This is a genomic window from Streptomyces sp. NPDC059851, from assembly GCF_042732005.1.
Taxonomy (GTDB): Bacteria; Actinomycetota; Actinomycetes; order Streptomycetales; family Streptomycetaceae; genus Streptomyces.
Map to the genome: position 1 here is coordinate 16104 of NZ_JBHWJJ010000115.1, position 11886 is coordinate 27989.

General features: G+C 70.1%; 10 protein-coding genes. 4 read left to right on the forward strand and 6 right to left on the reverse strand.

All coding sequences use genetic code 11. From position 1 onward, the window contains the following. Positions 1-13 precede the first annotated feature (13 nt). Positions 14-502 carry a glutathione peroxidase gene (locus ACFV7Q_RS29515; RefSeq protein ID WP_385432929.1) on the forward strand — a complete coding sequence of 163 codons (489 nt, stop codon included), beginning with the start codon at positions 14-16 and terminating at the stop codon, positions 500-502. A 140-nt stretch (positions 503-642) separates the two neighbouring features. Here ACFV7Q_RS29515 and ACFV7Q_RS29520 read toward each other — a convergent pair whose 3' ends face one another. Further along, positions 643-2361, reverse strand: coding sequence for an AMP-binding protein (locus ACFV7Q_RS29520; protein ID WP_385432931.1), 1719 nt, complete (start codon positions 2359-2361; stop codon positions 643-645). Positions 2362-2406: 45 nt separating this feature from the next. After that, positions 2407-3564, reverse strand: coding sequence for a winged helix DNA-binding domain-containing protein (locus tag ACFV7Q_RS29525; protein ID WP_385432933.1), 1158 nt, complete (start codon positions 3562-3564; stop codon positions 2407-2409). Between the two features lie 100 nt (positions 3565-3664). Between ACFV7Q_RS29525 and ACFV7Q_RS29530 the strand changes: the two genes are divergently transcribed. The 3 genes from ACFV7Q_RS29530 (at position 3665) to ACFV7Q_RS29540 (ending at position 6052) form a co-directional block, all read left to right on the forward strand. After that, positions 3665-4792, forward strand: a complete 1128-nt coding sequence (locus ACFV7Q_RS29530) for a magnesium and cobalt transport protein CorA (protein WP_385432935.1) — start codon at positions 3665-3667, stop codon at positions 4790-4792. A 364-nt stretch (positions 4793-5156) separates the two neighbouring features. Continuing rightward, on the forward strand, positions 5157-5369 hold the full coding sequence (locus tag ACFV7Q_RS29535; protein WP_385432937.1) for a hypothetical protein: 213 nt from the start codon (positions 5157-5159) through the stop codon (positions 5367-5369). A gap of 44 nt (positions 5370-5413) precedes the next feature. Next, complete coding sequence (locus ACFV7Q_RS29540) at positions 5414-6052, forward strand: restriction endonuclease (protein ID WP_385432939.1); 639 nt, start codon at positions 5414-5416, stop codon at positions 6050-6052. Positions 6053-6267: 215 nt separating this feature from the next. Here ACFV7Q_RS29540 and ACFV7Q_RS29545 read toward each other — a convergent pair whose 3' ends face one another. The 4 genes from ACFV7Q_RS29545 to ACFV7Q_RS29560 form a co-directional block, all read right to left on the reverse strand. Continuing rightward, positions 6268-8244 carry a hypothetical protein gene (locus tag ACFV7Q_RS29545; protein ID WP_385432941.1) on the reverse strand — a complete coding sequence of 659 codons (1977 nt, stop codon included), beginning with the start codon at positions 8242-8244 and terminating at the stop codon, positions 6268-6270. Between the two features lie 441 nt (positions 8245-8685). Further along, on the reverse strand, positions 8686-9405 hold the full coding sequence (locus ACFV7Q_RS29550) for a DUF3800 domain-containing protein (RefSeq protein ID WP_385432943.1): 720 nt from the start codon (positions 9403-9405) through the stop codon (positions 8686-8688). A gap of 653 nt (positions 9406-10058) precedes the next feature. Continuing rightward, complete coding sequence (locus tag ACFV7Q_RS29555; protein ID WP_385432945.1) at positions 10059-10934, reverse strand: serine protease; 876 nt, start codon at positions 10932-10934, stop codon at positions 10059-10061. Positions 10935-11080: 146 nt separating this feature from the next. Continuing rightward, entirely contained in the window at positions 11081-11839 is a 759-nt protein-coding gene (locus ACFV7Q_RS29560; RefSeq protein ID WP_385432950.1) for a tyrosine-protein phosphatase, read from the reverse strand. Positions 11840-11886: the final 47 nt, after the last annotated feature.

The window sequence follows — 11886 nt, forward strand, 5'->3', positions numbered from 1 at the left end:
CGAGGAGAGCCCGATGAGCCTGTACGACATCCCGCTGACCACCCTGTCCGACGAGCCCACCACCCTCGGGGCCCACAAGGGCAAGGTCATCCTGCTGGTGAACACCGCCTCGCAGTGCGGGCTCACCCCGCAGTACTCCGGGCTGGCCCGCCTGCAGTTCAGGTACGAGGAGCGGGGCTTCACCGTCATCGGCGTGCCCTGCAACCAGTTCGGCGAGCAGGAGCCCGGGACGGCCGAGGACATCCAGACGTTCTGCGCGGCCGGTTTCGGCGTGACCTTCCCGATGCTGGAGAAGTCCGAGGTCAACGGGGAGAACCGGCACCCGCTGTACCGGGAGCTGGTGCAGACGCCCGACGCGGACGGCGAGGCGGGCGACATCCAGTGGAACTTCGAGAAGTTCCTGATCTCCCCGACCGGCGAGGTCGTCGCACGCTTCCGTCCGCGCGTCGAGCCCGAGTCCGCCGAGGTCATCGCGGCGATCGAGGCGCACCTGCCCGCGTAGCCGCCCGTCCCTCGGGACCGTCCGTCCGCGGCCGACGCACGCGCAGTGCGGGCTGACCGGTCGACCCGTCAGCCCGCACCGGCGGCCGCACCTGCGGCCGCAGCGGGCAGCCGCACGGGGCAGCCGCACCGACCGGACCGTCAACCCAGGTCGGCCTCGTCGTACTCCTCCCCCGAGCCCGCCGCGGTGAGCTCCCGCAGCTCCACCCGGCGGATCTTGCCGGAGACGGTCTTCGGGAGCTCCGCGAACTCGATGCGACGGATCCGCTTGTACGGGGAGAGCACCGCGCGGGAGTGCGCGAACAGTGCCCGCGCCGTCTCCGGCCCGGGCTCCCAGCCGGCGGCGAGCGCAACGTACGCCTTCGGCACGGCCAGCCGCAGCGGGTCCGGGGCCGGCACGACGGCGGCCTCCGCCACCGCCGCGTGCTCCAGCAGCGCGCTTTCCAGCTCGAACGGGCTGATCTTGTAGTCGGAGGCCTTGAAGACGTCGTCCGATCGCCCGACGTACGTCAGGTAGCCGTCCGCGTCGCGCGCGGCGATGTCGCCCGTCCGGTAGAGCCCGTCCGCCATGGCCTCGGCGGTGCGCTCCTCGTCGTCGCGGTAGCCGGTCATCACTCCGGCCGGGCGCGGGCCGAGGTCCACGCAGACCTCGCCCTCGTCCGGGGAGACCTTCCCGGTGACCGGGTCGAGGAGGACGATCTCGTATCCGGGCGCGGGCCGCCCCATCGAGCCGGGCTTCACGGGGACACCGGGGAAGTTGCCGATCTGGAGGGTGGTCTCGGTCTGGCCGAACCCGTCGCGGATGGTGACGCCCCACGCGTCGCGGACCTTCTCGATGACTTCGGGGTTGAGGGGCTCGCCGGCGGCGACCGCCTCGCGCGGCGGGTTGCGCAGCTTCCCGAGGTCGAACTGGATCAGCATCCGCCACACGGTGGGCGGGGCGCAGAAGGTGGTCACGCCGTGCCGGTCCATCTCCGCCATCAGCCGCTCCGCGTCGAAACGGGTGTAGTTGTACACGAAGGCGGTGGCGCCGGCGTTCCACGGGGCGAAGAGGTTGGACCAGGCGTGCTTGGCCCAACCGGGCGAGGCGATGTTGAGGTGTACGTCGCCGGGCTGCAGGCCGAGCCAGTACATGGTGGAGAGGTGCCCGATCGGGTACGAGGCGTGCGTGTGCTCGACGAGCTTGGGGCGGGCGGTCGTCCCGGAGGTGAAGTACAGCATCAGCGGGTCGTCGGCGAGGGTCTCGCCGTCCGGTGTGAAGACCGGGTCGGCCCGGTGGAGGTCCTCCAGGCGCCGCCACCCGGTGGGCACCTCCGGTCCGGCGGCGATCCTGGTGTAGTTGCCCGGGACCCCGTCGAACTTGGACGTGTCCTCGGCCCGCACGACGATGTGGCGCACGCGGCCGCGTTCGATGCGGTCTTGCAGGTCGGCGGGGCCGAGCAAGGGCGTGGCCGGGATGATGACGGCGCGCAGCCGCATCGCACCGAGCATGACCTCCCACAGCTCGCGCTGGTTGCCGAGCATGACGAGGACCCGGTCGCCGGCCGCGACACCCTGTTCGCGCAGCCAGTTGGCGGCGGAGCAGGAGCGTTCGGACAGCTCGCGGAAGGTGAGGCTGCGGCTGGTGCCGTCCTCCTCGGCGATGCGGAGGGCGTCGGCTGTGCCTGCGGCGCCGTGGGCGAGGTGGTCGAACCAGTCCTCGGCCCAGTTGAAGCGTTCCGGCCGCGGCCAGTCGAAGCCGGCGCGGGCGCCCTCGTAGTCCTCGCGGTGGGCGAGGAGGAAGTCCCGCGCGGCCCGGAACCCGGCGTCGGCGCCGCTCCCGGCCGCCGCCCCTGCGTTGTCGACGGTGTTGTGCGTCATGAGGGGCATCGTGCCGTGCGGGCCGCGCGCCCCACCAGAGCCGGGTCAGCCGTGGATTGACCCGAAGCGGACGGCGCCCGCCCCGCTCGCGACCCCGGTCATGTCGGCGAGCACCCGCTCCCCTTCGGCCGCGACGGCCTCCTTCTGCTGGCGGGTGGCCCCGCCGAAGAGGTCGACGGTGAGCCGGCCGCCCTCGTCCAGCCGCCACAGGCCGGCGAGGAACCCGTCGAGGAGGAGGGTGCAGTACGCCTGATTGCCCAGCCACGTACGGCCCCTGAGGTCGGCGGGGACCACGCGGGTGCGGTCGGCGTGCGACAGCAGGAGGTTGTCGAACTCGGGCAGGAAGCGGGGCGGCGCCGGGGTGTCCGCCGACGGCCGGGGCGCGTCGGGCAGGTCGAACAGCTCTACGCCGTTCTCGTCTCGGAAGACGGCCAGCTGCGGCCGCAGCCGCTCGAAGGATTCCCGCAGACGGGTGAGCCCGGCCCATACCTGCATGTCCTTGACGGAGGCCGGCCCGAACGCGCGGAGGTAGCGCAGCACCAGCCCCTCCACACCCGCCTCGACGACTTCTGCTGCTCCTCCTGCTGCTCCGTCTCCTGCCGACGCTCCTGACGGGACGACGTCACCGAGCCAGCGCTCGACGGTGGTGAGCCGTACCTGCCCGCTGCGCCCCCACACCCCGCGGGGCGTGACCTGGACGAGCGGCAGTCGGCAGCGCGCGGCGACGGACAGGGCCTGCGGCTCGGCGTCGGGCCAGTGCTGCAGCAGCTCCTGACGGATCTCCCCCATGGTGCGCGGCTCGGCCTCGACGAACGCCCGGGCGAGCCCGGTGAGCCGTTCGAGGTCGACCCCGACGAGGCCCTTGCGGAAGTTCCCCAGCTCCCGGTCGCGGGGCGCTTGGACGAGGGGCCGGAGGGTGAGCGCGTCCTGGGCGCTGTGGGTGTGGAGGGTGGAACGCATGGTGACCATCCGGACCACCTGGCGGGACTCCATCAGCCCGGCGAGCTCGGCGGGCCGGAATCCGGCGAGCCGTGCATGCAGCTGGAAGTACGGCGGCTTCACGTTCTGCGCCTGGAGCCCGAGCAGGTGCGCGACGGCGTCCAACGCGGGCATCTCGGCGCGACTGAGGAGTAGCTGGCGGGCGAGCGTGGCACGGTTCAGTGAACGGGTGTCGAGTACGGGGTGCGTCGTCCTGGAGGCCATGACAGCAAGCTATCCCCCCTTGCGGACCATTTCTGTCCGCAATGACCACACACAAGAACGGCCCTCATGCCCCCTCACCGATCCCGGGAGCTGACCTGCGATGTCGGAGCGCCCAGACCGCTGGCCCCCGCCCTCCGCGAAGCGGCCCGGGTGGCGCCGCCCCCCGCCGCCGCCTGCCCCGCCCCCGGGCGACACGCCCGAGAACCACCGCAGCGTGATCGACTCCGCGGTGTACCGCGAGGGCAGGCGCGTCGCCACACCGACGACCCTTGCGGAAACCTTCCGCCAGCTACGGGAGCACCCCGGGCGCATGGCCTGGATCGGCCTGCACCGCCCCACGGAAACCGAACTTCTCTCCCTCGCCGCCGAGTTCAACCTCCACGAGCTCGCCGTCGAGGACGCCCTGGAGGCCCACCAGCGCCCCAAGCTGGAGCGCTACGGCGAGACCCTCTTCGTCGTCCTGCGCGCCGCCCGCTACCTGGACGCCCCGGAGGAGGTGGAGTTCAGCGAGCTCCACGTCTTCGTCGGCCCGGACTTCCTGATCACGGTCCGCCACGGCGCCGCCCCCGACCTCCCGGCGGTACGCCGCCGCATGGAGGACACCCCCGAACTCCTCTCCCTCGGCCCCGAGGCCGCCCTGTACGCCATCCTGGACGCGGTGGTCGACGGCTACGCCCCGGTCGTGGAGGGCGTCCAGAACGACATGGACGAGATCGAGACCGAGGTGTTCCGCGGCGACCCGGAGGTATCCCGCCGCATCTACGAACTCTCCCGCGAGATGGTCGAGTTCCAGCGCGCCACCCGCCCCCTGGTGGCCATGCTCCACGGCCTGATGGCGGGCTTCGCGAAGTACGGCACGGACGAGGAGCTCCAACGCTACCTCCGCGACGTGGCCGACCACGTCACCCACACCAGCGAGCGCGTCGACGGCTTCCGCCAGGCCTTGACCGAGATCCTCACGGTCAACGCAACCCTGGTCTCCCAACAGCAGAACGCCGAAATGCGCGCCCTGGCCGAAGCCGGCTTCGAACAGAACGAGGAGATCAAGAAGATCTCCGCCTGGGCGGCCATCCTCTTCGCCCCCACGCTGGTGGGAACCATCTACGGCATGAACTTCGAGGTCATGCCCGAACTCAAGTGGGCGGGCGGCTATCCCTTCGCGCTCCTGCTGATGGCGGTGGTCTGCGTGAGCCTGTACGTCGTCTTCAAGAAGCGCGACTGGTTGTAACAACTCACCCCCGACTTGATCGACTCAGACGGGCGAACCATGGATCAGAGCCCGGAGGCTCCCTGGCCGCCGGGGCGCCAGGCCTCCGCCTCGCCTGCGGGGCGGCGCCCGGCGCAGTCGCTACTGGCCGCGCTCCGCAAGAACAGGCCATTCGGTACGCCCCGCATAGCCGCCGTGCGCGGTACCACCGGAAGCTCCGCGCAGGCCAGAGGGTCGCGAGGGGCAGTAGGCACCCGCGAAGACGTGGCCGACTCGCGCCCTTGCCGCCCACCCGATCATGACGGCGCATCAGGTTCTGTCAGTGGCCACCGCTACAACCGATCTGGAGGTCCGCACCGCGCGGACCGATGGGGAGGGATGCACCATGCCGAAGGTTCCGGACGGATACGTGCGCGTACGAAGCCACCTCCGCCGCAAGCCGGGGCCGAAGTCTGCCAAGGGGCTGAGCGTCTGGGCCGTGGCCGGTCTGTGCGCGGTGGTGTGGCTCTGGGGTCAGGTCTTCGGGTTCGGCGACAGCGGTGCCGAGCGGCAGCCCGCGCCGCAGCCCGCCGCCTCCGCTCCCGCGGGCGGGCAGTGACGGCCCGCCCGCGGCGAAGCCTCCGGTGGCGACCGCGCAGCACCGTGGACGCCCTGGGTGCGGCAGCCGTAGCCCTCGCGCTCGCGGTCGCCCTGGCGCAAGCCGCATCACACCTGATGACGAGGGCCGCTGCGGCCTGGCCGCTGCTGGTCCTGGCCGGCCTCGCCCTCGCCGCCGCTATGGGCGGCCTCCGGATGCGGGGCCGTCACCGGCAGCGGGCGGACAGCGTAAGGCTGGCGCGTCTGCGCATCACCTTGTCGGAGTTGGACGCGATGGACGACGAGCAATTCGAGTACGCGCTGCGCGACCTCCTGGCCCGCGACGGCTGGGCGGCCACGAAGGTGGGCCGTGGCGGGGACCAGGCCGCGGACGTGATCGGCGACCGAAGCCCCCTGGGGCGGATCGTGGTGCAGGCGAAACACACCCGTGTCGGCGGCAAGGTGGGATCATCGGTGATGTACCAGGTGAAGGGCACGGCAGGTCCCGCGCACGGGGCGGACCACGCGGTCGTCGTCACCAACGGATCGTTCACCCGCGACGCCATGGCTTGGGGCGACCGCCATGGCGTGCGGTGGGTGGACCGCAACCGGCTGGACCACTGGGCCCACCAGGGCAAGGCCCTGCACGAGCTGCTCGCACTGCCCCCGAGGCACTCCCGCCTACCCTGGCGCCGAGCGGCATGAGGCGCAGCGCTCTGCCACCCGTTCTCGCGGGGAGCCGCATCGCCTCGCAGGGTCCTCCGGCACCCTCAGCGGCCGTCGTCAGCGCTCCAGAGCCGCGTCGAGGTGATGCTGCACCGGTTCCGGCTTCGCCGGGCTCGTCCTCGCAGTGATCGTCTGCTGGGCCCCCACCTCGCGGCCGTCCCCACCTGGGCCGCGAGGTGATCACCGCATACCGCCTAATCGATGTCGTCTTCCTCTTCGTGCTCTTCGTCATCGTGATCCGCCGCTTGAGGGTGATGTACGAGGATTTCACCGGCCAGCTTGCGCACTTCCTGGATGATGCGGTCCAGCTCGTCGTGCGATCCGAACGGGTGCGCGGTGGTGGCACGCGCCTCGGGAGCGTCGGCGAGGCTCATCAACCGTTTCACTGCCTGCCTCGCGTCTGCCACGGCTTGGCGTAGGGCGCGCCGCTCGGCTGCCAACTGAGCGGTCACCGAGCGCTCGGAGGGGGCGTCCTCCTTCTGCTGGTTGCGTTCGTCTTGTTCCTCGCGCGCCCTGTCCGGGTCGGAGACGGTTACGACACGCCACTGGTCAAGAGCTTCCGCAGCGGCACCACCCGCATCCTTGCGGACCTTGTCTTCGGCGGTGAGGTCGACCGCCGGGATGGAGTACATCGTGGCCGTGTTGCGCGCCAGGAGTTGCGTATCGGTGAACGAATTGAGGCATTCCCGCTCGGCGTCGAAGGCCCGGGCTGCGAAGGCGAGCGTCCACAGCCCCTCTTCGGAGTCTGCGAGTCCGGCGACGATCTGGTCGGTGTTGGCGCGGAAGGGAACGGTCTTGCCGACCGCTGAGCCGACGTTCCGGGTGATGAGCTTGTCCGCGATGAGGGCGACTCCCCCCGCCACCGCGAGTGTCTGCCGTGCGCTGTTGTTGCCGTTCAACGCCTGTTTGACGAGTTCGGTGAAGTCCGCCGTGGGGACGGGCCGCCAGTCGCCCGTCACGGCCTTGGTGAGCACTCCACCGTTCGCCCAGGCGTTCCGCGCCTGTTGGAGCGATCCCGCCTTGTAGCCCCGCCAGGGGAGGTCGATGACCGGGCCGAGCAGCTCCGCGTACCCGGCGGTCTTCATCTTGCTCGTCCCCTTGATGTCCTTGGCGAACTTCTTTACCTGGTCGAAGACTTCGGTCCGGGTGAGGAAGTGCACGAGGTAGACGGCACGCCACAGGGGTGTTCCCGGAATGCTCTCGTCGTGGAAGACGTCCGGCAGTTCGGCGGGCTTCCGGCGCCCGAGGGCGAGACCGATGATGCCGTCGAGGAGATTGTTCTGCGGGAGCCCGGGAAGGCGGACTCGGCTGATCGCCCGCGTACCGACCTCCACGTTCTGCGCTGCTGCTTCCCAGTGCCGGAATTCGACGTGGATCGAGGCGAGGATGGAGCGGACGGCGTCATCGAAGACCTCTTCGGCGGAGAGTCCGGCCGAGCCGTGCCGGTGGACTCCGACCGTGACCTGGGCGGGCACCACGAGGGTCTGACCCAAGCGCACTGACCGGTCCGTCGGCTGCGCTTCGTTCACTCCCCGCTGGAATTCGGCCAGGAAGCCGTGCAGTGCCTCCTGCCGGCCGAGCGCCATGCGCTGGCTGAGCGCCTTCTCCGCAGCACCGCGTCGCTGCAGCTTCTCTGCGGACAGGACTTCCAGGGCGGTCGCGGCGATGTCATCGGCGTATGGCGCCTCTCCCTCGGTGAGGAGGGCCCAGGCGCTGGTCAGGCGGGTGATGCCGTCGCGGACGGCGAGTACGTCGATGTGTTCGCTGCCGTCCGCGAATTCGAGTCGGCACGGGTGGGCGATGACGGCACGGGTGATACGTCGGGCCAGGATCGACCGGTCGTAGGGGTTCGGGTTGGCGTGCCGCGTCTGTTCGATGGTCTGCGCCAAGTGGGCCTCTAGATGCTCGCGGTCGCGGTAGCGGTAGACGACCCGGGCGTACGGTCGCCCCTGCTCGTCCACGTCACCGTGGACCTCCGGGTCGTCCACGGGGAGCGCCCCCTGGCTGGTCCGTGGCTGGTGCCCCGGGAACAGTTCGGTCAGCCACACCCTGGTGTGGAGGGAGCGGAGCGTCGCTCCCTCCACGTGCTCCTCGATCAGCGCGGACGCCTGGCCCTTGGGAGAGCGCAGCTGGGCTGCCGCCGCTTCGGGCGCAATGACGGCGCGGGCCACCGCGTGCCACGCGTCTTCGTCAAGTGAAGCGCCGTCTGCCGCCAGACCCGCTTTCACGAGGTGGGCGCGTTCAGTGGCGGTGGAGGGAGTCGGGAGGGTCCGCTCGAATCCCGAGACCGTGAACTCCTCACCCGAGAAGCGAAACGAGATCGTTTCCGGGCCGTTCGCCGGGGTTACGGGGCTGGATGACTCGCCCCGGCCGCCGCCTCTCGCATCCCCCACTTCTTCATCTGTCGAAACCTGGGATTCACTGGCGTGGGGCACTGTTCTTCCTTTCAGAGACCGGCCGAGACGCGCTGGGATCGTTCGGTGGCACTACTGGCTGACCTACGGCCCGGCCGTTAGACTGGCGAGTGCAGTCAGGGCCGCGCGGAGTGCGCGCGCCAGGTCTGCTTACACGAACCCCGGCTTCCAGCCGGGGTTTCGTCGCACAGTGGCCGGTTAGCAGCGTTCCGGGGCCGGGGCTTTCGGCAGGTGCCGGCCGTACCAGCTCCACATGAACCTCCTGGACGGCTGCCGCGCAACGGCTTGGCAAGCACTGTGGGCCACCACGTCGGCCATCTGGATCCAGGCCGAGCTGTGGGCCGGGACCTCGACGGCCGGAAGCGGGATGCATCGAGGGCCCACCTGCCGGTGGACCTGCTCGTAGAGGGGTTCGGAGCCATCCCCGTCGACGACCAGCGCAGCGCGTTCGCCGACTTCTGTCAGCCGCCGGTCGAGGCGACGCAGTAAGCCTTCGTACGCCTGCCGCTTCGCCCTGCCCCAGTGCGCCGGCTCGTCGGTGTAGACCGTGACGACGCTGAGCGAAGGCTGCGCGCCAATGACGTCGAGGGCCGCCTGAGCCATGCGGTAGCGCTGGATCTTGGCGGGGTTGAGGCCGCCCGGGCGGCCTCGGCCCGAGAGAAAGTTCGTCGCGTGCAGTTCGAAGTCTGCGGGAACCCCGTGCTCACGAAACCACTGCTCACGCATTTCCCGCCAGGCACGCAGGATTTCGGGTGCACGCTCCTCGGGAACACCGAGGGCACTGTAGAGCGCGAGGCCGGAGCCGGGGATGCCGGATTCGTCGACGTAGTAGGTACGGTCGACCGGCTGATGAGTGTTGATGACCTTCCCGGCCTTTCGCTCGAATCCGAACGCGATCAGGACGATATGCGGCTGCACCGCTTCGAAATGATCACTTCAGCCAGGTTGTGATGCGGCTGGGCGTTGGATTCGGGCGATACGCGCTACGTCTCTCCACCACCGCGCTCCCGGGTTCTTCCTCGGTGGCCTGCTGAGACTCAACGAGTCGGTGAGGTCCGCCAGTCAGAGTGCCCGAGTGGCATTCGGCCGTCTGCCGCCTGCTTTTTCGCGAGGTAATGGAGGGCTCGTACGCATCCAGGCTAGACCGGTGACTTTCACAGCGTCAACTCGTCTGATGCAACGGGTACTTGGGTTACGAATGGCTCGGTCGTCACTCATGCGGGCTTCAATGACCGATCAGACGCGACCAGTCGAACGCCCATGCCATTTCCCGAGTCGGGCAGAGGATTTAGTGCTCCCCAGGCGAAGATAGCGATCTTCGTGTCTGCTTCACGGCTCTCCGGCGGCGCCGGCGCACACAACGGCGAGGAAGGCGTGGGTGGGCATGGCAGCCGCCCGGTCGAGGAGCTGGCCCGGAAGCCGCAGTTGCGGCTCCGGCCACCGGCCCAGCAACCGTACGCAGACCCGCACGCTGAGGGCCCGCCCCGCCCTGGACCCGCCTGGGCCGCGCGGGGGCGCCCGGCGGCCGCCCGGTAAGCCCCGGGGGCCGGTGAGGCGGGGCGGGCGCGGGGTTAGGACTTCGGGAGGGTGCAGGTGGGGAGGGTCAGGTCGAACTGGTTGCCCGGGGCGATGCAGGCCACGAGGGGGTAGGTCTGCTGGGCGTAGTTGATGCCCTGGCGGACCGTCACGTTGCCGTTCTGGTCGACCTCGCAGGGGTTGTTGACCGTGCAGCGGCCGCCGCTCTCGTTGCCCGTGTTGTTGACCGCGACGACCTTGCCCGTCGCCGCGTCGATCACCGGGGATCCGGAGGTGCCGCCGATGGTGTTGCAGGAGGAGGTGTAGCGGACCGAGTCCTTCCAGGTCCAGTCGCCCTCCTTCAGGCGGTACGCGAACCCGTCGATGTTGCAGCTGTAGATCCGCTTCCAGTAGCCGGAGACGACCTTGATGGCGGTGCCCTGCACCGGGTGCGTGTCGTTCAGCGTGAGCGCGGCTATGCCGTACTGGCTCTGGATCTGGGCGTACGTGCGGGTGAGCTGGTAGACGGCGACGTCGGTGTCGGTCATCGTCGCGTACGCGATCTTGCCTGCCCGCACCGTCCCGAGCCGCGATCCGGAGGCGCTGAGAAGCGTGAACGAGCGGTTGGAAGGCTGGTTGCTGATGACCTCGCCCGGCTCCGGGAAGCCGGATTCGATGCAGTGGCCGTTGGTCAGCACCAGGGCGGGGTCGTTCGGCTGGGAGTTCGGTGTGCGGACGACGGAGCCGGAGCAGTTGCTGAGCGCGACCGTCCCCGCGAAGTTCACGGCTACGGGCGCGGGCGCGTCACCGTTCCGGTGTTCGGAGGTTGTGGGGGCTGTGGAGGTCGTGGGCGCCGTGGAGGCCGTGGCCGGGGCTGCCGCTGCCCCTAACAGGAGCAACGACAGTGCGGCGCCGGCGAGAGGCTTGTTCATGTGGGGGTCCCCTCTGATGACGACTGGGCAGGCCGATCGGAACGCGTCCGATTGTCATGCGCATTGTTGAGGTGGACCGCTGAACTGGCAATGGTGCGGTTGCAGTTGTGCGGCGGTACAGCTTCCGCGCGGCTTCCGCTTCCGCTTCAGCTTCGGGTCAGGTAGCGGGACCTGAGGTGGCTGCGGGTCGACGGGCTGATGCGTACGCGGTCGGTGAGGTACCCGGCTGTCGAGCCGTAGCGGGCCGAGAGATCGGCGAGGAACAGGGACAGGACGATCGCCGGTGCGCGCCCGTACGAGGGCCAGCGCATGGTGCGGTCCGGGTTGGCCGCGTGCCAGTCGGCCAGGAGCCGCTCGGTGGCCAGCTCCGTCAGGGCGAAGTCGGCGAGGACGTCCTCCTCGGAGACACCGAGGAGGGTCAGGACGAGGGCGGCGATGAGGCCGGTGCGGTCCTTGCCCGAGGTGCAGTGGAACACCGCGGGCCCGGGCCCGGTGGCGATCAGCTCGATCACCTGCCGGATCTCCTCGACCCCGTCCTCCGCGACCTCCGCGAACCGGTCGGCCAGGTACCGCCAGGGGTCGATCTCGGGGTCGATGGCGGCCTGGTCGTACGGCCGGTGCTCGATGCTGAGGTTGGCGTACGTCAACCGGCCGGGCTCGGGGAGGGGGATGCGGCCCTTGGCCTCGATCTCCCACGGGTAGCGCAGGTCGATGACCGTACGTATGCCCAGGGCGAGGAAGCGCTCCCAGTCGGCGCCCCCTACGTGGAGCTTGCCCAGCGAGTCGGCGCGGTAGAGCGCGCCCCAGGCGACCGATCGGCCGTCGGCGCCACGGTAGCCGCCCAGGTCGCGGAAGTTGTGCAGGCGGTCGAAGGCGATGTGGCGACGGGGGTGGGGGGCGGGCAGGTACGGGGGCTGTCGGGTCAACTCGAACTCCTTGATCGGACTTTGTC